Below are 19813 nucleotides of genomic sequence, written 5' to 3' on the forward strand. Positions count from 1 at the left end.
CAAGCTCATGTCCTATTATGTTGAACCTCAACACTATGAAACTGCTAAATCAAACGGTATCTCCAAAAAGCATGTAGACAATCGCTTCTATGAAAAAGGTTGGCACATTCAACGAGCCATCTCTCAGCCTGTAATGAAAAGAAGCAGCCGTGACTGGGATAAATGGGAAAGCCGTGCAAAAGTAACAAGATCGACTTACATGCAAAGAGTAAGAGGAGGTTGGAGTCATGAAAATGCTGCGTTGACTCCACCTTTATCTCCTTACCAAGTCGCCGAAAGAAATAATCGCTCCAGAAAGATATTTTCGCCAGCTCAAGAGCTGCAGATGGAAGCTAACGGCATTCATAGAGCTACTGCTTACATGAGAGTAAAGAAGTTGGGCTGGACGAAAGAAGATGCTGTGAGCGTGCCTGTGATCGAGAATAATGAAAGTTTAAAGCGGGCGAGAAGTAAAAGCGGAATGCAAAAACTAGTCTTTGGTCAATCCATGCACAGTTAACGCTGTAGCCTGAGAAAGAGGGGAGTACTTTGGAAGAAGTGAGAAAGGTGATAAATGGTGAACCGATGACCGAAGAAGAATGTTTGCGAAAAAATATAGGTCTTGTCTGCAAAGTGGCCAAAAAATACGTTATAGCTACCAAGTATAACCTCATAACTATGGATGATTTGGTCCATCAAGGATACTTGGGGCTGATATATGCTTTCAGGAATTATGACCCTGCCTATGGGTCTGCATTTTCCAGCTTTGCAGTTCCGTGTATTGAGGGGGATATCCTTAAGTTTCTCCGAGATAAATCAACTGTGGTTAAAATTCCTAGGTCATTATTTGAGTTGGCGAATCAAATCAAGAAACAAGGGCTATCTGACAAGACTGGCAAAGAAATAGCGATAACTCTTAATGTTGATCTTAGAAAAGTGCAAGATGCTTTGAAAAGCATGGAATCCACTAAATCTATAGATAGCAAGGTTCGTCTCAATAACACTGATGTTGTTACTCTGGCTGATCAAATAGGTAAAGATAATGATTTTACGGAAGGTACGGTCCAGGATTTCCTGTCCAAATTACCGGAGGGGCTGCGGACCATCGTCGAGATGAAAATGGATGGTTACTCTCAAAAGGAGATAGGCTCCTTCTTATCCGTTAGTCAACCTACTATCTCTAAAAGTATTAAAGTGGCCAGGAAGCTTTATAAGGAATATTCAAGTTTAGAAAAAGTGGCTCAGTAGACACAAAATACGAACTAAAAAGGAGAATGAAAATGGATTTAAGAAAAGCAATGGAAACTGTTACTAGAGATGTATTACAGAATAATCAAGGTAATATTTATTTTGAAATTCCAGAAGAAAAGATTGAGGACATTGTAATTTCAGCAACAAATAACGATGATTTTTTAATTCGGTTTACAGAAATATTTGAGGAACTTGTAAACGAGTATCTTGAAGACCACGCCGATGAGTTTGATATTTACGAAGAAGATTAATTTATAGTCCGAGTAAAAGGCGACTTAAAGGAGGTTAATCAATGTCTAGTATATTCAGACACTATAAAGGTGGAATATACAAACCTGTTTGTACTGCAGTGAACTCAGAAACCGGTGAGAGATTAGTAATCTACGAAGGTCTGGACGGGAAGATTTGGGCTAGACCTGAAAAAATGTTTAAAGGAACCGTTTGGGTGGATGGCAAAGAAGTATATCGTTTTGAAAATATCGGGCAATTCAACATGTGCAGGTGATCCGGCTGATGCCCAGGACGATGAAACATGAATACGCCATTTACAAAGGCGAAGAGTTGCTTTGTATGGGAAATGCCAAAGAGTGTGCAGAGGCATTGGGAGTTCGCGTCAAGACCATTTACTACTATGCCACTCCGTCACAAGTTAATCGCATCAAAACCGAAGGTATAGTTGCCGTTAAATTAAATGATTCAGAAAGGGAGTGACCTAAATGAAAGATTCAACAGCTCAAGCTTTGATTTGGCTGGCTTGTTCAATAGTAATAACTACCGGAATTATCGTGACAGGTAAGTTATCACCTTTATGGGCTTTGTTAATTCCTACTTTAGTATCCTTTTCGTCTTCTGGAGAAAGAGAGAAAAAACAGTGAAACTGCAAAGGTGCCCTAGGTGTAATCTTCTCACCCCAATATCAAGGGCTTTACCTTACAGAAATGAACGGATTTGCCAGCTGTGTTACGTAAAAATACCGGAAGCGGAACGAACAAAAGCGATATTGGAGGAGGAATCAGATGATTAAATGGATAGCTTTAGCTGCCGCATTTTCCGGAATAGGCGCCGTTTTAGCAATTCAACTTGTCTGCAACATAGCAATAGTAACACAACGTAAGTCCCTTCTTACTTTTAAAGAGTATTTCGCATTAATGGCCATAGGTTTTTCACTTATTGGTATTGCTTATGTTCTTTGGCAACAAATATCATATTAAAAACTTTTAGGAGTGAATTCGATGACTGATCAAGAAAAACTGTCCCGTTTAAAAGGGTATTTCGAAACGGCTCATTTTGATACATCTTTAGGTCATTTCCGGAAAGAAGTCATTTGGCTGGCAGACCACGCCACGAGGCTTCAAAAACAGTTAATGGAGGCGAAGAAATGAAAGATAGATTCTTCATTCAAGTTAGAAAAGGACCAATAAATGCATTAGATTACATCATGAACAGTGCAGGAGATACAAAGGATTGGGAGTCTTTACCATGGTCCTTTGATGAATATGAAAAAGCTAAAAGAGAGTGCGAACTAAAAATTAAAGGCGGCCATAGAGCACACGATATAAGAGTTTGCGAGGTAGTGGGTACATTCGAAGCTGAAATAAACGTAAAATCATCAAGCGATAAGTACGTGTCAGCGGAGGCGAAGAAATGAACAGCAGTCCGTATGAACATGTCAGGAAAATTGTAGACAGTCAATGCACCGGTGAAGAAAGAATGGCTGTTCTTGCTTATTTAGATCTCCAACATGCTTGCAATACAAGACTGGAGAAAGCCGTGAAGAAAATTGCAAAATTTGATTCGCAAGAATCGTCAGCTAGATATTTGCAAGATATCGCTAAACGCTCATTGGAGGAGCCCACATGAGACGTAAATCCAGGCAAAAGGGAGAGGTTTATCGGCCGGTCGCAACCGTACGAAAAGAAAGAAAAGGCACTCCGACAAAACTGGAAATAGGCGGCAAAATATACGCTTTGGACGGCAATACCAAGCAGAACACCATCAAAAACTTGAATCTTAAAATAACCCATTTGAAGAATGAGCTGGAAAAGCAAAGGAGGAATTCCGGTGATTGAGATAGTGGAAGGTTCCTTAGTTGAATCGAAAGAGAAAATGAAAGAATTTCAAAAACCGATTCAATCTTATTTATCCTCTCTCAAGAAGTCTGCGAGACCAAAAGATAGACCGAAAAAGGTTGCCGATATGATCGAAGCCGAAGAAGACTTTCTATATTTTTTCCGAGTGAGTGAAATGGCTCCGGTCCAAATCGGAAGCATTGTCGTTAACTACAAGAAATATGAAAAGCTAATGAAAAAGCTGAAACGGTTCCAGGTCTTTGTAAAAGTGGAAGATGACAAATTGGTGATTGCTTACCACGATAAAAACACTAAAGGCCGGATGGAGTTGTATGATCTTTCTTCCAAAACCGAGGGGATGGATTTCCTTCCAAAAGCAGATATCCGGAATGAGTAATGTCAGGCGACAGAGAAAGTAGGTGAATCCATGGTATTGCAACATGACAGACAAATGGCCATATCGGCTGCAGGTAGTAGAAAAGCAACGCAATGGCCGGCACAAACACTGTACTGGTCCGATATGGTGGACAAGCTGCGGACGGCGGTGCGGGGCACGGAAACACTGGAAGAATACCTGAAACTGCCAAAGACCAAGCAAGATGAATTAAAGGATGTCGGGGGCTTTGTAGCCGGTACGCTTGCCAATAACCGCAGGAAAGCTTCCAATGTTACGGGACGGGAGATTGTCACCCTTGATTTGGACAACATCCCTGCAGGCGGTACACAGGACGTACTCAAACGACTCGAAGGACTTGGATGTGCTTATGCCACTTACAGCACCCGGAAACATGAAGAGGGGAAGCCCCGGTTACGGGTGCTTGCCCCCATTGATCGGACCGTCACGGCAGACGAATATGAACCATTGGCAAGGAAACTTGCTTCCATCATCGGGATGTCCTTGGCCGATCCGACTACCTTTGAAGCCTCCAGGCTCATGTATTGGCCGAGCTGCTGTGCGGATAGTCAGTACGTTTTCCAATGTGCCGATAAACCATTTCTCAATGCTGACGGGCTCCTTGCCACTTACAGCGACTGGCGGAACATACAAGAATGGCCGGAAGTACCCGGTGCCACTCAATCGCATACGAGACTTGCGGCAAAACAAGGCAACCCGATGGAAAAACGTGGTGTCGTCGGTGCTTTTTGCCGGCAGTATGATGTTCATTCTGCGATTGAAACGTTTCTCCCGGGAGTTTATACGCCTACTGATGATGGGCGGTACACATTCGTAGATGGTTCCACGGTAGGCGGGGCAGTCGTGTACGATGACGGTTTGTTCTTGTATTCCCATCACGCAACGGATCCGTGCAGCGGGCGCCTGGTCAATGCATTCGATTTGGTAAGGTTGCATAAATACGGAGACGAAGACGACGAGGCGAAACCGGAAACGCCGGTGAACAAGCTTCCGTCTTTCGTACAGATGAGCGCTTTCGCCCTTAATGATGCAGGGGTTGCGACCATTATCAATCAAGAACGATATGAACAAGCGATGGAGGATTTCGGAAGTCCGGAGACAGCACCATCACCCACTTCCACGGATACCCCGTCAACAAAAGAGGACATCAATTGGATAAGAGAGCTGAAGATAAATGCTACGACTGGGCAACCTCAAAAAACGATTGAGAATATCCTGGTTGCTCTGGAAGGTGAAAATAACTTAAAAGGCCGCATCAAGCTAGATGAGTTTGCAGATTCTGTCGTAGGGGTTGCGCCTCTTCCATGGGCACCGAGGAACAAGGAAAACGGGGAGTTTAAGTGGAGCGAAAAGGATGATTCCGGACTGATCATTTATTTGGAACGGATATTGGGGTTTCAATCCAAAGAAAAGCTGATGCATGCCCTTAATCAGTGTGCGGCGAATCATTCCTTCAACCCTGTCACGTCTTATCTGGACGGTTTGAAATGGGATGGGGTAAAGCGTTTGGACACTCTGTTCATCGATTATCTGGGTGCTGCAGATACTCCCTATACAAGAGCTGTCACACGGAAGTCTTTTACTGCTGCCGTGGCCAGAGCCATGAATCCGGGGCTTAAATACGATACGATGCCCGTGCTTACCGGGGAGCAAGGTCTCGGTAAGTCCACCTTGATTCATAAAATGGGCAAATCCTGGTTCACGGATGCCGTGGAATCCTTCGAGGGAAAAGAAGCCGCAGAGTTACTTCAAGGTGTATGGATAGTCGAAATCGGCGAAATGAGTGCCTATAATAAATCGGACTTAAACACAATCAAAGGTTTCTTGACCCGGACAGAGGACCAGTATCGAGCTGCATATGCACGTAAAACGGAAAAGCACCCAAGACGTTGCGTGTTCTTCGGTACCAGTAACCGTAACGATTATCTAAAGGATCCAACCGGGGGTAGACGTTTTTTGCCTATTGACGTAGGGATTCAGCAGCCGGTTAAAAGTGTATTCGATGCTTTAGACGGTGTAGTGGATCAGTTGTGGGCGGAAGCCGTGTGGAATTGGAGGCTGGGCGAGTCGCTGATTTTAACAGGTGAATTGCTGCAGGAGGCAAAGCGTCAGCAGGAAGGCCACGCAGAACAGGATCCTTGGGAGAGTATCATTCGCGAATTTGTAGAACGGAAAGTGCCTTTAGAATGGAATAAAAAAGATGTCGGCACCAGGAAATTATATTGGTCCGGAGAGTTTAAAGACGGGCAAGCAGAAACCGTCGATCGGGACCGGATATGTGCAGCAGAAATATGGGTCGAGTGTTTCAATGAAAAAATGAACCGAATGAGACGGGTTGAAACCATGCGCATTAATGACATCCTGAGCAACATAGAAGGGTGGAAAAAGAAAACTTCTTCTTTGCGTTTCGGACCTTATGGGAAGGTGAAAGGCGGATATTTCCGAGAGTGAAAAAATGTCAACCTTGTACTGAAAAAATGTCAACTTTGTACCAAAATGTCAACCTTCCAAAAATTGGGAAAGTCAACCTTGTCAACTTTAAAATTTTAGAAAGTTGACGGGTAAGGTTGACGGCAAAACCCTTGATATATCTATATTCTTTACTATTTGTCAACTTTGTCAACTTTAAATATATAAAAATATAAAAATAGGTAATATAGGGGTACTAGCTATTATTAGCATATGCCTAACACGCCTGTTTTAGAACTATACACGTGCATGGGGGTTTAAAGTAGTCACGCAGGAAAGCGAGGTATGAAAAATGAGAGAGCGAGACATAGAAGAGTATCTCCGAAAAGAAGTAAAAAAAGCAGGTGGTAAGGCTTATAAATTTGAGTCGCCAGGTAACGACGGGGTGCCAGACAGGATGGTTATTTTTCCAAATAACACAATTTACTTTGTTGAGCTAAAAGCACCGGGTAAAAAGCCAAGACCATTGCAAATTAAACAAATGCGAGATTTAAAGAATTTCGGCTGCGTTGTAACAGTGATTGACAGTAAAGAAAAAGTAGACCGGCTTATTGACACGGTGAAAAGAGTTGTATTCGGAGAAGAAAGCGAGGAAGAGGAATGAAGTTCATTCCGCACAGTTATCAAAAATACAATATCAATCGAATCATCCAGAACCCTGCAATTGCCCTATGGCTTGATATGGGTCTCGGGAAGACAGCGATCACCCTGACGGCTGTAAATGATTTGAAGTACAACCGGTTTGAAGTCAACAAGATACTGGTGGTAGCTCCGAAAAAAGTGGCCCAGGGTACTTGGACAAATGAAGCAAGGAAGTGGGATCATCTACAGCTGCTGCGATTCTCCATCGTCCTTGGATCTCAACAGAAACGGATTCGGGCACTAAATAAGCCGGCAGACATCTACATCATCAACCGGGACAACGTTGTGTGGCTAGTGGATTACTACCGGAATCAATGGCCCTTTGACATGGTGATTTTGGACGAGTCTTCCAGCTTTAAAAATCATCAGTCTAAACGGTTCAAAGCATTGAAGCAAGTAAGACCGCACATCAAACGAATCGTCGAATTGACAGGTACTCCGGCACCTAATGGCCTGATAGATACCTGGGCGCAGATTTATTTATTGGACCAAGGGGAAAGACTTGGCAAGCGGATCACCGGATTCCGGGAACGATACTTCGAGCCTGATCAGCGAAACAGGGACCGAGTGTTTTCTTACGCACCCAAAGACGGGGCGGAAAACAAAATACACAGCTTGTTAAACGACATCGTTGTCAGTATGAAGGCGGAAGATTATATCGAGTTGCCGCCGGTAACCTACAATTCAATACCTGTCATCTTGGATGAAAAGGCGAAAAAGTCCTATGAAAAATTAGAGAAGGAAATGCTTTTGGAAGTGGATGAAGCCGAAATAACAGCCACCTCTGCAGCAGTTCTCGGAGGGAAATTGTTACAGCTTTGCAACGGTGCGGTTTATGACGAAAATCGAAGTATCATCGATATCCACAAAAATAAACTGGAAGCCTTCCTGGAATTAATTGAAGCACTGAACGGATCTCCTGTTTTGGTCTTCTACAGTTTTCAACACGACAAGGATCGGATTAAGAAAGCTTTGGAGAAAACAAATCTAAAAGTACGAGAGTTGAAAACGGCCCAGGATGAAGATGATTGGAACAATAAAGAAATCGACGTACTACTAGCCCATCCAGCATCGGCTGGATACGGGCTGAATCTTCAAAAAGGCGGCAACCATGTTGTCTGGTACGGGCTTAACTGGTCCTTGGAGCTGTACGAACAAGCCAATGCAAGGTTGGTTAGGCAGGGGCAGAAAGAAAAAGTCTTCATCCATCGTTTAATCGTCCAGGGAGGAATGGATGAAAATGTGGAGGACGCATTAAAGGGCAAGGCCGTTACCCAGAATAACCTTCTTGCAGCACTGAAAGCCAGAATTGAAAAAGTCAAAGAGGAGGCCTGATGATGCAATTGTCAGAAAAGCAACTAAAAGTGATCACCGAAACAGTGTCCAAAGAAGTGATAAGGGCCTACAAAGAGGATGAAAACAAACGACAGCAAGAAAAGCATGACAGACGGCTCCACAATATAAAATTGCTGTTGAAGCATTATCGGGCACTTGTGCTGCATTGCCAAAAGCGAGAAGATGACCTGGAAAAATTCGAGGGGACGTCGATTCAGGATTTGGACATCGACGAAATCAATCTCGAAACGATTGAATCCATCAAGCAGAGCAAGAAAAAATCCATCGCAATGGTTTATTTTATTAAAGGCAAGATGGAGGCCTACCGCCGTAATTGCAGTGAAGATGAGATGAAATACTTCCGTGTGCTGGAGATGAAATACATCACGCCAAGGAAATATACCAACAGAGAGATTGCAGAAGTCGAACACATCGAGGAAAGAACGGTTAGAAGATATCTGGAAAGGGCCATTGCGGATTTGCCGGTCATATTCTTTGGAATTGATGCCATTAAGTTCAAAAAGTGATTCTGTCCGAAATCTGTCCACAAAGTGTCCGTATAAACGTGTTAATATGATAGTGTGAGAAAAATGTGAAATCGTAAAAGGGCGCCTGGATAACTAGGTGCCCTTTTTAATATAAGCTAGGAGGTGGATACCATGGCAAAGGGAGACGTAAGACGTGGACCAGTGTCCAAGGAGAACACATCCAACAGTAGCAAGAAGGATTCACGGTTAAAAGGCCGTAGTGGTCCGGAGAAAAATAAAAAGAATAACAAGTAAGCAAGGCGCCTGACAACGGGCGTTTTTTTTTCTGTTTGCATACAACGGTATAGGGAGGTAGGTGCTGATGTAAATGAAAAACAAACCCCATGCAAACTACTGCGGAGCGAAAACGAGATCTGGACAACCTTGTAAGAACAGAGCAATGCCAAATGGACGTTGTCGCATGCACGGCGGCAAATCAACAGGAGCCCCTCCGGCAAAGATGAAAAAGAATACAAATGCAAACAAGCATAATCTTTTCACGAAATATTTGCCGCAGGAAACCATAGACATCATGGGCGGTATTGACTCGATGCAACCAATTGATATTTTGTGGATGAACATACAAATGCAGTTTGCGTCAATCATAAGGGCCCAACAGATTATGTATGTCAAAGATCAAGATGACAGAACGGAAACCCTAAAAAAGCTAAAAGTAGAAAATGTTCGAACGAGGGAAGGTCCAGCACAGATACCGATTGAAAGAGAATATGAAATACAGCAAGCCTGGGATAAACAAGCTACTTTCATGAATTCTCTCAGCAGGTCCATGGCCGAATTACGAAACATGTTGAAGCAGTTCGATGAAATGGCAAGCCTGGATGACGAGAGACGATTGAAGCTGCAGCAGATGAATCTGAATCTCGAAAAGACAAAAGCAGAAATCGAAAAGTTGACTGACAAAGACAGTAACCAACCTATCGAAATCACGATAAAAAGAAAAGAAAAAAGGTAAAATTTTATGCATTATTTTCGGGAAATAATTTATTTTCATATCCGGAAAACGTTGATAAATCAACGATGTATAAAATCATGCATAATTGATAATTTTGAGGATTTTTCAACCCCTTGAATAACAAGGGTTTTAAGTTTTTCCAACTTCCTAAAATAGGCATTATGTAAACTAAAAATGAATAGCTTATACATCGATATACACTTTGAGGTGTCAAGTATGATAGAGAAAGATGTCAATCCTCACTTTGAAGATTTTCTTTTCGACTGGCGACAAAAATTCCAGTTGTTGGTCGGAGGTTACGGATCCAGTAAAAGTTATCATGTAGCCTTGAAGTTAATTCTTAAGTTGCTTGAGGAGAAAAGAACTGCCCTGGTCGTCCGGGAAGTATATGATACTCACCGGGAATCCACGTATTCTCTTCTTGAAGAAATCGTTGAAGATTTGGGCCTGGATAATAAAATCAAGTGCATCACGTCTCCGATGCAAATTCGATTCCCTAACGGTTCAAAGATAATTTTCAAAGGGATGGATAAACCGGCAAAACTAAAATCGATTAACAATATTTCGATTATTTGGCTGGAAGAGTGTTCTGAAATAAAGTATGACGGTTTCAAGGAATTGATTGGTCGTCTCAGACATCCTCATTTGTCGTTGCACATGATTCTGTCCACCAATCCAGTGGATGAGGGAAATTGGACTTATTCGCACTTCTTCATCAAAAATAAAGGCCAAGAGGATGAGGTTATCTTTTTGGATGATGAGGAGTTATACAAGCAAAGAACAGTAGTCAAAGACGATACGTATTACCACCATTCCGTAGCAGACGACAACTTGTTTCTTCCGGAAAGCTACATCCAAGAGCTCGAGAAAACGAAAGTGTATGATCTGGATCTTTACCGAGTTGCCCGTAAAGGTCGATTTGGTGTGTCTGGCAGAAAGGTATTGCCTCAATTCGAAAGCAAGCCACATAAAGAGGTTATGGCTGCCATCAATTCCCTTCACAGGCCTTTGTACCGAAACGGCATGGACTTCGGATTTGAAGAATCTTACAACGCACTTCTTCGGATGGCCATCGATGACAAAAACAAGATTCTTTATATTTACTGGGAATATTACACCAGGCACAAGGACGATCCGGAAATTGCCGACGATTTACAAGAGTTTAAGAGAAGCAAGGAAAGGATCAAAGGAGATTCGGCAGAACCTAAGACCATTTACTATTTGCAAAAAAGAGGCCTGAAGATAGACCCGGCGAGGAAGTTCCAAGGCTCCAGGTTGCAATACACCAAAAAAGTAAAAAGGTTTCAAAAGATTGTTTGCTCCGATCAGTGCCCTAACACCATCAGAGAGTTGAAAAACTTAACCTACAAAAAAGACCGTCACGGCAATACGATTTACGATGAATTCAACATCGACCCTCATACATTCTCAGCCATTTGGTATGGGATAGACGATTATGAGGTAGTCGATCTGAAGGATAAGAAAAAAACTTACAAAGCCTTACAATCACTCGGGTTGTAGAAAGGAGGACATATGGCCGATACGAAGCAGCGATTCGACAGTGAAGCGAATAAAGTCTATACCTATTCTGACGTGGAGACTCTTATAAACGAGTTAAAAGATTTAGCTGATATGGTGGACCATCATCAAACCAAACAAGTTCCAAGGCTCAGTGAACTGGACGATTACTACCTGGGCAATAACAAAACCATATTAGAAGGTCAGCGCCGGAAAGAAGAGCATATGGCAGACCACAGGGCCACGCATAACTATGCCAGATATATCAGCCAATTCGTCGTCGGGTATTTGACAGGGAAGCCGATTGCCGTAGCACATACAGATGAAAAGGCTCAGGAAACAATCGACGCCATAAAGAAGACCAACGATATCGATGCGATAAACAGTGAAATCGAACTGGATTGCAGTGTTTACGGACGGGCTTATGAAATGGTATTGCGCAGCCAGGATGATGAAGACAGGGTGTTTTTATTATCCCCTTTGCAGACATTTGTTATTTACGACAATACGGTGGAACAGAAACCAATCGCCGGGGTCAGATACTGGAATGAGAAAATCAAGGATGAAGATACAAGGGTGGTAAATCTATACACTCATCAAAATATTTACACTTACCATGCTGTTGAAGGCGATTTGTCTATACAAGAAGGACCGAAACCTCACGGATTCGGCGGTGTTCCGATTAATGAGTATCAGAACAATCGGTTCCGACAAGGCGACTTCGAGAATGTGTTGAGTTTAATCGATCTCTACGATGCAGCACAATCCGATTTAGCAAACTATTCCCAGGACCTGCAGGATGCCATGTTGGTAATCAAAGGAAGATTGGAATTGGAGAATAGTTCCGATGATCCAATTGAACAGGCAAAGAAAATGAAACAGGCCAATATCCTCTATATGGAACCTGAGATGAGCTCTGATGGCAAAGAAGGTAAAATCGATGCCGGATACATTTACAAGGAGTATGACGTAGAAGGTAGCGAAGCCTATAAGAACCGGCTCGATAATGACATACACAAATATACGGCGATTCCCAATATGTCCGATGAAAAATTCGGTGGCCAACAAACGGGAGAAGCGATGAAATACAAGCTGTTTGCTCTGGAGCAGGTAAGGGCAACCAAGGAACGTTATTTCAAGCGTTCGTTAAGAAACAGATACCGACTGATCAATAACATGAAAACAAAAGCTTCTGAACTTGCAGAGGATTTGTTGAAAGATATCACCATTGAATTTACACCTAACTTCCCTAAGAACACCAAAGAGGAAATCGACATCTTCAACAGCCTTGGCGGAGAAGTTTCCAACGAGACAAAGTTGAAGGTTTTTCCTTATGAGGTTGATATTGAAGAAGAGCAAGAGCGCATCGAAGAAGAAAGAAAAAGGCGTCGCCAGGCTTCTACTTCTGCCTATATGAATGCGGAGAATTGAGGTGCCTAGATGTCGGAAGAAGAGAGTTATTGGGTCAAACGGGAAAAGGACAATATCAAGCGGGAGCAAATGAAGGATGAAGAAGTCAACCAGAAGCTTGAAACAATCATCAATCGAGCTCTAAAAGACGCGGAGAAGGATATCCGAGACTTTTATTCGCGTTATGCCGCTAAAAACAAAATGACTCCTGAAGAAGCAAAGAAAGAAATAAGTAACTTCGATGTAAAAGCATTCGAAAAAACAGCAGCAAAATATGTGAAGGACAAGAACTTCTCCGACCGGGCAAATCAGGAGCTTTACACATACAACACGAAAATGCGGATAAACCGGCAGGAACTTCTCATGATGTATCTCAATGCCCATTTAGTGGTCATGGCAAATGATCAAATAAAAACCTTTCAAGAATACCTGGAACAAGCAGGAATAGCGGAAGTCGCACGCCAGGCAGGCATACTGGGAGCAGATATCATCATTTCATCGGAAACGCTGCTTTCTCTTGTTGGCGCTTCTTTCTATGATGCAACCTGGTCCAGTAGGATTTGGGACGATATGCATGCTCTGAGAGAAGAGCTGGAAATCGTTGTGAACAGTTCCATTGTCCGTGGAAGGCACCCTGACCGTTTCATTCCTGAAATCAGAGAGAGATTCGACGTAACGAAGTTTGAAGCTAGAAGACTCTTAATCACGGAAACTGCCAGGGTACAATCGGAGTCACAAAAACTTTCTTTTGAAGCGGTAAGTGAAGACGAGCCAGATGCTGAATACGAATTTGTGGCCATGATGGACAATAAAACAAGTAAACGATGCAGAGATTTGAACGGCAAACGTTTCAAAGTCAGAAACATGAAGCCAGGCGTCAACGCAGCTCCGATGCATCCGTTTTGCCGTAGTTCTGCAGCGTTGCTTCCTCCCGATAATTGGCGCGAAGATTTCTTTGCTAAAAGAGAAGGTAAATATACTTTGTAGAGGTGTGATCCGGTTGAATCTATCCATAAAGATAAAAATTGCTGGTGACAGATTTGCTATCCACGATCCGGTAAGCGGCTGTTGGATAATTTCCAGAATAAAAAGGAGCGATTGAATGGATAACACGGAAAAGTATTTAAAGTCCATCGACAGAAGCCTGAAGGTGATTGCTGCCGAGTTGCAAAAGCAGAATGGCCATAAAACAGTTACAAAGGATGCTCCTATTATAAAAGGCAAACCACCGGACGAAAGGATGTGAGGAAATGACCCCCAAAGCAGTACAGATTGCAGGCGTCAAATATCAAATAGTTGAATCAAAAGACCTTATGATTGATAGCGAAGTTTATGGACAAGTTACCTATCACAATAACAGAATTTTGATTGATGGAAGCTTAGAAGTACAACGCAAAGAAAGTGTTTTTGTTCATGAAATGTTCCATGCAATAATGTTTGAGGCTGGTTACGATGAACAGGACGAGGACATGGTGAGAAGAGTTTCCAATGTACTTTATCAAGTTCTAAAGGATAACAATTTTGAATTTGAAGCTGATACAGCGGAAGGGTAAGGTGATCCTATATCTCCCGCCCTGGGTCACGGGTGTTTGCTTTGAGGAGGGCATAAGTTGGTAACATCTATTCTAGTGTTGTTAATATGTTCTATTTCCATTCAAATCGTTTACAGCGCGTATTCTATCTATAATGAGTACTTGCGCTCCAAGGTACTAAAATCAAGAGCAAGAAAACTTGCGGAGCTGGATGAGATATTAGATGTGCAAAAATTTGCTGAGAAATTGGAAGAAAGAATGGATAAACGTGAAATGATGAAAAAACGATTTAAAGCATGACCTCAGCAAGTCACTAAAAGGCTAACGAAAAAATACTGAACGGGCTTTATCACTAGCTGAATAATTTCATAGATGTAAGCACTGGACGGGCTTCCGAGACTGAACGGGGCTTATTTTTTATGCAATGAAAAGCTAATTGTTAAAGACTGGACGGGATAGGAGAATGAAAATGGACTTAGAAAAAATTAAAAATGTAATTGATAATAAAAAACTTAGTTTCCCGGAACCATTGAAACTCAACCTACAGTTTTTCGCTGATGGAGGGGCGCCTGAGGATCCACCTGCAGACCCGCCGACTGACCCTCCTGCTGATCCACCGGAGGATAAATCTTTCAGCCAGTCTGAAGTGGATTCTGCTATCAGCAAGGCAGTAGACAAGGCACTTAAGAACAAAGAAAAAGAGTTCGAAAAGGAAAAACAGAGAGCCATCGACGAGGCCAAGAAAGATGCTGCTGATTATGCCAAATTAACGAAACAGCAACAGCAGGAAAAAGATTATGAAAAAAGGCAAGAAAAACTGGACGCAAAAGAACGTGAGCTTAATTTAAGGGAGCTTCGTTCGGAAGTGGAGTCCGATTTGAAAGAAAAAGGATTGCCTGCTGAATTCGCTGGATCACTCGTTCAACTGGATGACAACGAAAAGATAAAAGAGTCTATCACAAACATCAAGAAAACTTTTGACGAGGCTGTAAATGCAGCAGTGAAGGAAAAATTACGCCAGGACACGCCGCCAGCCGGTAACGGTGGATCGGATAAAGGCGCCAATTCCATTGCTGCACTGCGAAACAAGAAAGATCAAAAACAAAACAAAGCCCCGGACTTATGGGCGTAAAGGAGCGATAAGGAATGTTTGTATCAAACAAAAAGAATTATGAGAACACGCCTGCCTTTGTATCGAGTGCACATATTGTCAGCCGTACTCGTACAGCGACACAGGCAATGGGGACAGCGGAAAACGGTCGTACTATTTTGAGGGCCGGCTCTGTTTTTCCTGCAAATGATGCAACAGCTGAAGGAATCACTCTACACGATGTGGATTTAACCCACGGCGATCAGCCGGTAGCCGTTATGGTGGAAGGTTATGTCTATGAATCTCGTTTACCGCAAGCGGTTGATGCGCTAGCGAAACCAGAAATACCAGAAATCAAATTCGAAGAATACAACGCAACGGAGGGTGAATAATAATGCCAAACATTGAAGAGTTTCTAACAGACCAAGCATTGCAAGATTACGTACAAAGTCGTGAATTTCCGCTTGATGTAGGAGACGGACTATTCCCTGCTGATAGAACGGAAGAATTCGAGATTAAATATATTCTAGGAAGTAATGCAGCTCCTGTGTCTGCATCTGTCCATGCCTACGATACGGAAGCGCAAATCGGTTCCCGTGATGGGTTTTCCGAAATGACCATGGAACCTGCACTTATCAAACGGAAAATAAAGATGGGTGAACGTTTGATTAAAGCAATGACCCAGGCTCGTACCGATGCAGAAGTACAGCGGGTAGTCGATCGCATCTATAACGATGTCGACAACATGGTTAACTCTGTCCGTACCCGTATAGAACGTTTCCGTTTTGAAGCTGTTTCTACTGGCAAGTTAGTGCTTAATGAAAATGGCTTTAAAGGAGAAATCGACTACGGGGTTACAGACGATCAAAAAGAAGCGTTGTCTGGTACCGATTTGTGGAGTGATCCAGCAGCAAATCCATTGGAGGATATCGACCGGTATGTTAACCAGGTAGTTGCCTACTCAGGTGTTACGCCTACACGTGCCCTGACATCCCGTAAGGTATTCAACGCATTGAAGAGGCATGATTCCGTGCGTAAAGGTATCTTCGGCGTTAACAGCGCCCGTCTGGTAACGAATGCAGAATTGAATGCCTTCTTGCAAGAACAGGGTCTTCCTGCGATTGCTACCGATGACCGGGTTTACCGAGTTCAAAAGAATGATGGAACCTATGCTACAGAACGATTCTTCACTGAGAACAATTTTGTACTGCTGCCCGATGGAGAACTGGGAAAGACTGTCTTCAGCTCTACGCCTGAAGAAGCAAATATGCAATACAACAAAACAGCTACATTCGAGAACTTCGGAAATATCGTAGCGCAAATTTACGACACTCAGGATCCAGTTGCCCGTTGGACGAAGGCCGTAGCATTGGCATTGCCTTCATTCCCGACAGCCAACCAAGTCTTTATCGCAAGTGTACTTGCTCCTACAGCTTAATAAAACAATTATTGAAAGGATGATATAACATGGCATATCAAGTAATCCGGGATTTTCATGATAAGGAAAATGAACGGCACCTATACGAAAAAGGGGATCCCTTTCCTAAAGAAGGTAAGGTGTCTGAGCGACGAATCAAAGAATTATCCACGGCTAACAATGATGCAAAAGAGCCTCTCATCAAAGAGGTGGAAGCTTCCCAGGTAGAAGGCACTGATGAAGAACCGAATGGAGAAAATAACGACTCTACCGGTGGCGCAGGGGAAGAAACTGAATTCCCCAAGCATACCGGGGGAGGGTGGTTCGAGCTTTCTAACGGTGAGAAGATTCAAGGGAAAGAAGAAGCATTAGCAGCCGAAGAAGAATTGAAGTGATCGCATGGCGGTATTCGATGATGTGAAAGTTCTCTTAGGAATCGATGACACCCTTCAGGATAAAGCGATTAATATTATCATCCGAAATACAGAGGCCCATCTTAAGATATGGCTGAAAAAATATGCTGGACTGGATGAAATACCTGCAGAATTAGAATTTATCATCACTGAGCTATCTATCATCCGTTTTCAAAAACGAGGCAGCGAGGGCATGAGCTCAGAGTCTGTGGAGGGGCATTCTGTCAGTTATAACGAGGACGATTTCAAACCTTACTCTTCTATCCTAAACACTTATATCCCAGTCGAACCGGACAGGGCAAAAAAAGGAAAGGCGATGTTTTTCTGATGAGATATACAGACAGGATAACCTTGCATAAGAGTACTGGAAGGCAATATAACCCCGGGACGGGAAAAACAGAAGTGAGCGTCGATGAAGGGGTTATATTGCCTTGTAACTTTTCCACTGCCGGTCCTGAAAAAACAGCGACAACATTCGGGTCTATTACCCAAGAAATCGGGATAGCCAGGCTACAGCGCCCTTTTAAAGGCGAGGCTGACAGAGCCGTAGTAAACGGTAAAAAATACAACGTTCTCAGACACGTCCCCTATCGTTCTGAGAGCGTTTTTTATCTGGAGAGTGTTACGGCATGGAACTAGATGGATTGGACAAGCTGTTAGCCGATTTGGAGCGTATGGATGAAGAAATCGAGAAAGATGTCGATACAGTCGTTAAAAATAACACGAAGGAAATGACACATCTCACTCTCATGAATGAGCGGTCCCGATTTACAAAAGGTTATTGGACCGGCCACACAGCCAGGAATACGAAAACCGAAAGAGTAGGCAGCATGCATTATAAAACAGTTGTGGGTTCTGAATATGCAGGCTATTTGAATTACGGCACCCGTTTCATGGATGCTACCTGGTTTATGCGCGATTCATTCAATGAGCAAAAGAAGAAATTCCTAGCCGATTTGGATCGGTTGGTTGAGTAGGTGAAATGATGGAAGCACCTGAAATTCAGTTGTTTAATGCCGTATTCAAACTATCCCTTAACCGTGGATACGAGACGGTTGATTATTCTCCGGTAAAAGACGAAATACCTTATCCATTTGTCCATGTAGGAGAAACAACTGACGAAGACATAATCAACAACAAGCAAGTGATTACCGGATTTGTATCTCAGACTATCCATGTATGGGGATATGCAAACAATCGGGCTTTACACACGGCTATGATGCATAGCTTGAAACAAGATTTGAGAGCGATGAAGAGACTGATTAATTACCGTGTGGAATTGCAGTCTCTGAATTCAAATACCATTTACGACAATACAACAAATGATAATCTTCTCCACGGCATTATAGAAGTAGAGTACAAATTATCTTAGGAGGTTAGAAGATGGCTGAAATTGCAAAAGGCGTACACAAAGTTTTGTATTTTCGAAAATTAGGCGAAGCGGCAGAAGCTGCAAGACTGGTTTTCCAGACAGAGCATTCCAAATCGGCAAGTAGAGAACGAGAAACAACCCAAACAAAAGACGGGGGCGTGTCTGGGGGCGCTCCTTTAGAAGAAGAAGTGAGTATTTCGGCATTGCAGTCCACAGATGATCCCACTTTCACTATGCTGGAAGACTCTATTTACGGCGATGAAACAGACGACCAGGGGTATGCGGTAGAAATGTGGGAAGTAAATTTAGCAAAGAAAACCGTTGAAACTGATACTGACGGCACGACAGAAATAACTAAATTTGCTGCGGAATATCGTCAAGGCTATATCACTTCATGGGAAACGACCTCTGGGTCTGAAGATGACCCAACCGTAGAAGGTACCTTTATAACAGAAGGTAAGCGAAAGAAAGGTAAAGTGACTCTCCCAGACGGAGACATTGAAACATTGTCATACGTATTCCACGATATATTGGCTGAAGATCCTGCAGATGACGGCTTGGCTTCAGGAGCACCTACAGCATAATCGGAGAGGAAGCAAACCTCTCCTTTTTAATTTATTGATTAACTAAGGAGGAATTATTATGCATATTAACTTTAATGGTCGCGAAATTGAATTAAAATTTGGTCTTCGTACTTTGACTGAGGTTGACCGGGAATTAGGGTTTGAAATGGATGGTGCAAGTTTGGGGGAAGGTGTGGAAATGCTCATTCCGAAACTGCAATCAGGAAATCCTGTAGGCCTTTCAAAAATTATCAAGTGCGCCACATCCCATGATAAGAAATCACCGAAAACTTACGAAGATTTAGAAGAAGTTCTGGATGACATAGCTGAAAATGAGGGATTTAAGGCTTTTGGAGAAAGGGTTATTGAGGAGTTGGGAAAGCGACCTATGACTGCAAGTCTAGTTCCAGAAGATCTCAAGGAGAAACAGGAGAAACAGGAGACACCGGAAGAGAGCGCGGTCTAAGTTACAACGAAATAGTTATCTATTGCATGCGGAAATTAGATATGAAAAGGCTTCACGATATCGAACAAATGACTCTCACAGAGTTCCACTACAAACGATATGCCCAAGAGTACAAAGAGGTGGACAAGTCGTATGACCTACACCATTTGGCATTCTTGATCAGGAATGCTGCAGCTACTAAAACAGTGGGATCTGGTAAGAATCAAAGAGAAGAATACATTTATAAAGCATTTGAAGAATTTTTTGACTACGAGAAAATACTGAAAGCAGTGGATGAAGAAATTACAGAGCCAAAGAAAGAAGACAATCCGAATAAGAAGTTGTCTCCGGCTCAACTTGCATTACAACGTAACAGCAGAAAGGGGTGAGTGA

The 19813-nt window shown here is 42.8% G+C and carries 35 protein-coding genes; all 35 read left to right on the plus strand.

Features of this window, described 5'->3' with window-relative positions; translation table 11 throughout:
• The first annotated feature begins 7 nt into the window (after window positions 1-7).
• Window positions 8-499 carry a hypothetical protein gene (locus tag CZ434_RS01950; protein WP_077621540.1) on the plus strand — a complete coding sequence of 164 codons (492 nt, stop codon included), beginning with the start codon at window positions 8-10 and terminating at the stop codon, window positions 497-499.
• Window positions 500-537: 38 nt separating this feature from the next.
• Complete coding sequence (locus CZ434_RS01955; protein WP_245831047.1) at window positions 538-1227, plus strand: sigma-70 family RNA polymerase sigma factor; 690 nt, start codon at window positions 538-540, stop codon at window positions 1225-1227.
• Between the two features lie 32 nt (window positions 1228-1259).
• Window positions 1260-1481, plus strand: a complete 222-nt coding sequence (locus tag CZ434_RS01960) for a hypothetical protein (RefSeq protein WP_077621542.1) — start codon at window positions 1260-1262, stop codon at window positions 1479-1481.
• 41 nt (window positions 1482-1522) lie between these two features.
• The gene (locus CZ434_RS01965) at window positions 1523-1735 is read left to right on the plus strand and encodes a DUF1653 domain-containing protein (RefSeq protein WP_077621543.1); all 213 of its coding nucleotides are present in this window, start codon (window positions 1523-1525) and stop codon (window positions 1733-1735) included.
• Between the two features lie 8 nt (window positions 1736-1743).
• A complete protein-coding gene (locus tag CZ434_RS01970) occupies window positions 1744-1941 on the plus strand; it encodes a hypothetical protein (protein WP_218668304.1) in 198 nt (65 codons plus the stop codon).
• A 5-nt stretch (window positions 1942-1946) separates the two neighbouring features.
• Complete coding sequence (locus tag CZ434_RS21890) at window positions 1947-2105, plus strand: hypothetical protein (protein ID WP_179107148.1); 159 nt, start codon at window positions 1947-1949, stop codon at window positions 2103-2105.
• Between the two features lie 141 nt (window positions 2106-2246).
• A complete protein-coding gene (locus CZ434_RS01975; protein ID WP_077621544.1) occupies window positions 2247-2441 on the plus strand; it encodes a hypothetical protein in 195 nt (64 codons plus the stop codon).
• A 21-nt stretch (window positions 2442-2462) separates the two neighbouring features.
• Entirely contained in the window at window positions 2463-2612 is a 150-nt protein-coding gene (locus tag CZ434_RS21895; RefSeq protein ID WP_179107149.1) for a hypothetical protein, read from the plus strand.
• The gene (locus CZ434_RS01980) at window positions 2609-2878 is read left to right on the plus strand and encodes a hypothetical protein (RefSeq protein WP_077621545.1); all 270 of its coding nucleotides are present in this window, start codon (window positions 2609-2611) and stop codon (window positions 2876-2878) included. The genes CZ434_RS21895 and CZ434_RS01980 overlap by 4 nt, the downstream gene beginning before the upstream one ends.
• A complete protein-coding gene (locus CZ434_RS01985; protein WP_077621546.1) occupies window positions 2875-3090 on the plus strand; it encodes a hypothetical protein in 216 nt (71 codons plus the stop codon). The genes CZ434_RS01980 and CZ434_RS01985 overlap by 4 nt, the downstream gene beginning before the upstream one ends.
• Window positions 3087-3299, plus strand: a complete 213-nt coding sequence (locus CZ434_RS01990; protein ID WP_077621547.1) for a hypothetical protein — start codon at window positions 3087-3089, stop codon at window positions 3297-3299. Before CZ434_RS01985 ends, CZ434_RS01990 begins: the two co-directional genes overlap by 4 nt.
• Window positions 3292-3696, plus strand: a complete 405-nt coding sequence (locus CZ434_RS01995; RefSeq protein WP_077621548.1) for a hypothetical protein — start codon at window positions 3292-3294, stop codon at window positions 3694-3696. The genes CZ434_RS01990 and CZ434_RS01995 overlap by 8 nt, the downstream gene beginning before the upstream one ends.
• Window positions 3697-3726: 30 nt before the next feature.
• Window positions 3727-6165: a virulence-associated E family protein gene (locus CZ434_RS02000; RefSeq protein ID WP_245830912.1), complete on the plus strand. Its 2439-nt coding sequence runs from the start codon at window positions 3727-3729 to the stop codon at window positions 6163-6165.
• Window positions 6166-6475: 310 nt separating this feature from the next.
• A complete protein-coding gene (locus tag CZ434_RS02005; RefSeq protein ID WP_077621549.1) occupies window positions 6476-6787 on the plus strand; it encodes a VRR-NUC domain-containing protein in 312 nt (103 codons plus the stop codon).
• Window positions 6784-8160, plus strand: a complete 1377-nt coding sequence (locus CZ434_RS02010; protein ID WP_077621550.1) for a DEAD/DEAH box helicase — start codon at window positions 6784-6786, stop codon at window positions 8158-8160. Before CZ434_RS02005 ends, CZ434_RS02010 begins: the two co-directional genes overlap by 4 nt.
• Window positions 8161-8162: 2 nt before the next feature.
• Entirely contained in the window at window positions 8163-8687 is a 525-nt protein-coding gene (locus tag CZ434_RS02015; RefSeq protein ID WP_218668305.1) for a hypothetical protein, read from the plus strand.
• Between the two features lie 132 nt (window positions 8688-8819).
• Entirely contained in the window at window positions 8820-8942 is a 123-nt protein-coding gene (locus tag CZ434_RS22580; RefSeq protein ID WP_281252223.1) for a hypothetical protein, read from the plus strand.
• Between the two features lie 73 nt (window positions 8943-9015).
• Complete coding sequence (terS, locus tag CZ434_RS02020; RefSeq protein WP_077621552.1) at window positions 9016-9660, plus strand: phage terminase small subunit; 645 nt, start codon at window positions 9016-9018, stop codon at window positions 9658-9660.
• 216 nt (window positions 9661-9876) lie between these two features.
• Window positions 9877-11181, plus strand: a complete 1305-nt coding sequence (locus tag CZ434_RS02025; protein WP_077621553.1) for a PBSX family phage terminase large subunit — start codon at window positions 9877-9879, stop codon at window positions 11179-11181.
• Between the two features lie 12 nt (window positions 11182-11193).
• A complete protein-coding gene (locus CZ434_RS02030; protein WP_077621554.1) occupies window positions 11194-12609 on the plus strand; it encodes a phage portal protein in 1416 nt (471 codons plus the stop codon).
• A 9-nt stretch (window positions 12610-12618) separates the two neighbouring features.
• On the plus strand, window positions 12619-13575 hold the full coding sequence (locus CZ434_RS02035; protein ID WP_077621555.1) for a minor capsid protein: 957 nt from the start codon (window positions 12619-12621) through the stop codon (window positions 13573-13575).
• Window positions 13576-13690: 115 nt separating this feature from the next.
• Window positions 13691-13834 carry a hypothetical protein gene (locus CZ434_RS21900; protein WP_179107150.1) on the plus strand — a complete coding sequence of 48 codons (144 nt, stop codon included), beginning with the start codon at window positions 13691-13693 and terminating at the stop codon, window positions 13832-13834.
• 4 nt (window positions 13835-13838) lie between these two features.
• On the plus strand, window positions 13839-14141 hold the full coding sequence (locus CZ434_RS02040) for an ImmA/IrrE family metallo-endopeptidase (RefSeq protein WP_077621556.1): 303 nt from the start codon (window positions 13839-13841) through the stop codon (window positions 14139-14141).
• Between the two features lie 57 nt (window positions 14142-14198).
• Window positions 14199-14420 carry a hypothetical protein gene (locus tag CZ434_RS02045; RefSeq protein WP_077621557.1) on the plus strand — a complete coding sequence of 74 codons (222 nt, stop codon included), beginning with the start codon at window positions 14199-14201 and terminating at the stop codon, window positions 14418-14420.
• A gap of 169 nt (window positions 14421-14589) precedes the next feature.
• Window positions 14590-15252 carry a DUF4355 domain-containing protein gene (locus tag CZ434_RS02050; RefSeq protein WP_077621558.1) on the plus strand — a complete coding sequence of 221 codons (663 nt, stop codon included), beginning with the start codon at window positions 14590-14592 and terminating at the stop codon, window positions 15250-15252.
• Between the two features lie 14 nt (window positions 15253-15266).
• Window positions 15267-15602, plus strand: coding sequence for a hypothetical protein (locus tag CZ434_RS02055; RefSeq protein ID WP_077621559.1), 336 nt, complete (start codon window positions 15267-15269; stop codon window positions 15600-15602).
• A 2-nt stretch (window positions 15603-15604) separates the two neighbouring features.
• Window positions 15605-16648, plus strand: coding sequence for a major capsid protein (locus CZ434_RS02060; RefSeq protein WP_077621560.1), 1044 nt, complete (start codon window positions 15605-15607; stop codon window positions 16646-16648).
• A gap of 29 nt (window positions 16649-16677) precedes the next feature.
• Window positions 16678-17022 (plus strand): hypothetical protein, encoded by a 345-nt coding sequence (locus CZ434_RS21800; RefSeq protein WP_077621561.1) that lies wholly within the window; start codon window positions 16678-16680, stop codon window positions 17020-17022.
• 4 nt (window positions 17023-17026) lie between these two features.
• Complete coding sequence (locus CZ434_RS02070) at window positions 17027-17368, plus strand: phage head-tail connector protein (RefSeq protein WP_077621562.1); 342 nt, start codon at window positions 17027-17029, stop codon at window positions 17366-17368.
• Complete coding sequence (locus CZ434_RS02075) at window positions 17368-17679, plus strand: hypothetical protein (RefSeq protein ID WP_077621563.1); 312 nt, start codon at window positions 17368-17370, stop codon at window positions 17677-17679. Before CZ434_RS02070 ends, CZ434_RS02075 begins: the two co-directional genes overlap by 1 nt.
• On the plus strand, window positions 17670-18017 hold the full coding sequence (locus tag CZ434_RS02080; RefSeq protein WP_077621564.1) for an HK97-gp10 family putative phage morphogenesis protein: 348 nt from the start codon (window positions 17670-17672) through the stop codon (window positions 18015-18017). Before CZ434_RS02075 ends, CZ434_RS02080 begins: the two co-directional genes overlap by 10 nt.
• An 8-nt stretch (window positions 18018-18025) precedes the next feature.
• Window positions 18026-18412 (plus strand): hypothetical protein, encoded by a 387-nt coding sequence (locus CZ434_RS02085; RefSeq protein ID WP_077621565.1) that lies wholly within the window; start codon window positions 18026-18028, stop codon window positions 18410-18412.
• Window positions 18413-18423: 11 nt separating this feature from the next.
• A complete protein-coding gene (locus CZ434_RS02090) occupies window positions 18424-18996 on the plus strand; it encodes a phage major tail protein, TP901-1 family (RefSeq protein ID WP_077621566.1) in 573 nt (190 codons plus the stop codon).
• 58 nt (window positions 18997-19054) lie between these two features.
• On the plus strand, window positions 19055-19441 hold the full coding sequence (locus CZ434_RS02095) for a tail assembly chaperone (RefSeq protein WP_077621567.1): 387 nt from the start codon (window positions 19055-19057) through the stop codon (window positions 19439-19441).
• Between the two features lie 41 nt (window positions 19442-19482).
• A complete protein-coding gene (locus CZ434_RS02100; protein WP_077621568.1) occupies window positions 19483-19809 on the plus strand; it encodes a hypothetical protein in 327 nt (108 codons plus the stop codon).
• Window positions 19810-19813: the final 4 nt, after the last annotated feature.

Source organism: Sediminibacillus massiliensis, from assembly GCF_900156915.1.
GTDB classification, from domain to species: Bacteria; Bacillota; Bacilli; order Bacillales; family Amphibacillaceae; genus Sediminibacillus_A; species Sediminibacillus_A massiliensis.

Bases quoted from the DNA above. Each gene is read 5' to 3' on its own strand.
- CZ434_RS01985 (WP_077621546.1), top strand. From the start codon at position 2,875: ATGAACAGCAGTCCGTATGAACATGTCAGGAAAATTGTAGACAGTCAA.
- CZ434_RS02060 (WP_077621560.1), top strand. From the start codon at position 15,605: ATGCCAAACATTGAAGAGTTTCTAACAGACCAAGCATTGCAAGATTAC.
- CZ434_RS02005 (WP_077621549.1), top strand. From the start codon at position 6,476: ATGAGAGAGCGAGACATAGAAGAGTATCTCCGAAAAGAAGTAAAAAAA.
- CZ434_RS02085 (WP_077621565.1), top strand. From the start codon at position 18,026: ATGGAAGCACCTGAAATTCAGTTGTTTAATGCCGTATTCAAACTATCC.
- CZ434_RS22580 (WP_281252223.1), top strand. From the start codon at position 8,820: ATGGCAAAGGGAGACGTAAGACGTGGACCAGTGTCCAAGGAGAACACA.
- CZ434_RS02025 (WP_077621553.1), top strand. From the start codon at position 9,877: ATGATAGAGAAAGATGTCAATCCTCACTTTGAAGATTTTCTTTTCGAC.
- CZ434_RS21890 (WP_179107148.1), top strand. From the start codon at position 1,947: ATGAAAGATTCAACAGCTCAAGCTTTGATTTGGCTGGCTTGTTCAATA.
- CZ434_RS02015 (WP_218668305.1), top strand. From the start codon at position 8,163: ATGCAATTGTCAGAAAAGCAACTAAAAGTGATCACCGAAACAGTGTCC.
- CZ434_RS02035 (WP_077621555.1), top strand. From the start codon at position 12,619: ATGTCGGAAGAAGAGAGTTATTGGGTCAAACGGGAAAAGGACAATATC.
- CZ434_RS02000 (WP_245830912.1), top strand. From the start codon at position 3,727: ATGGTATTGCAACATGACAGACAAATGGCCATATCGGCTGCAGGTAGT.
- CZ434_RS21900 (WP_179107150.1), top strand. From the start codon at position 13,691: ATGGATAACACGGAAAAGTATTTAAAGTCCATCGACAGAAGCCTGAAG.
- CZ434_RS02090 (WP_077621566.1), top strand. From the start codon at position 18,424: ATGGCTGAAATTGCAAAAGGCGTACACAAAGTTTTGTATTTTCGAAAA.
- CZ434_RS02010 (WP_077621550.1), top strand. From the start codon at position 6,784: ATGAAGTTCATTCCGCACAGTTATCAAAAATACAATATCAATCGAATC.
- CZ434_RS02100 (WP_077621568.1), top strand. From the start codon at position 19,483: ATGAAAAGGCTTCACGATATCGAACAAATGACTCTCACAGAGTTCCAC.
- CZ434_RS02095 (WP_077621567.1), top strand. From the start codon at position 19,055: ATGCATATTAACTTTAATGGTCGCGAAATTGAATTAAAATTTGGTCTT.
- CZ434_RS01970 (WP_218668304.1), top strand. From the start codon at position 1,744: ATGCCCAGGACGATGAAACATGAATACGCCATTTACAAAGGCGAAGAG.
- CZ434_RS01975 (WP_077621544.1), top strand. From the start codon at position 2,247: ATGATTAAATGGATAGCTTTAGCTGCCGCATTTTCCGGAATAGGCGCC.
- CZ434_RS02080 (WP_077621564.1), top strand. From the start codon at position 17,670: ATGGAACTAGATGGATTGGACAAGCTGTTAGCCGATTTGGAGCGTATG.
- CZ434_RS21895 (WP_179107149.1), top strand. From the start codon at position 2,463: ATGACTGATCAAGAAAAACTGTCCCGTTTAAAAGGGTATTTCGAAACG.
- CZ434_RS02075 (WP_077621563.1), top strand. From the start codon at position 17,368: ATGAGATATACAGACAGGATAACCTTGCATAAGAGTACTGGAAGGCAA.
- CZ434_RS01980 (WP_077621545.1), top strand. From the start codon at position 2,609: ATGAAAGATAGATTCTTCATTCAAGTTAGAAAAGGACCAATAAATGCA.
- CZ434_RS02040 (WP_077621556.1), top strand. From the start codon at position 13,839: ATGACCCCCAAAGCAGTACAGATTGCAGGCGTCAAATATCAAATAGTT.
- CZ434_RS21800 (WP_077621561.1), top strand. From the start codon at position 16,678: ATGGCATATCAAGTAATCCGGGATTTTCATGATAAGGAAAATGAACGG.
- CZ434_RS01950 (WP_077621540.1), top strand. From the start codon at position 8: ATGTCCTATTATGTTGAACCTCAACACTATGAAACTGCTAAATCAAAC.
- CZ434_RS02030 (WP_077621554.1), top strand. From the start codon at position 11,194: ATGGCCGATACGAAGCAGCGATTCGACAGTGAAGCGAATAAAGTCTAT.
- CZ434_RS02055 (WP_077621559.1), top strand. From the start codon at position 15,267: ATGTTTGTATCAAACAAAAAGAATTATGAGAACACGCCTGCCTTTGTA.
- CZ434_RS01965 (WP_077621543.1), top strand. From the start codon at position 1,523: ATGTCTAGTATATTCAGACACTATAAAGGTGGAATATACAAACCTGTT.
- CZ434_RS01990 (WP_077621547.1), top strand. From the start codon at position 3,087: ATGAGACGTAAATCCAGGCAAAAGGGAGAGGTTTATCGGCCGGTCGCA.
- CZ434_RS01960 (WP_077621542.1), top strand. From the start codon at position 1,260: ATGGATTTAAGAAAAGCAATGGAAACTGTTACTAGAGATGTATTACAG.
- terS (WP_077621552.1), top strand. From the start codon at position 9,016: ATGAAAAACAAACCCCATGCAAACTACTGCGGAGCGAAAACGAGATCT.
- CZ434_RS02070 (WP_077621562.1), top strand. From the start codon at position 17,027: ATGGCGGTATTCGATGATGTGAAAGTTCTCTTAGGAATCGATGACACC.
- CZ434_RS02050 (WP_077621558.1), top strand. From the start codon at position 14,590: ATGGACTTAGAAAAAATTAAAAATGTAATTGATAATAAAAAACTTAGT.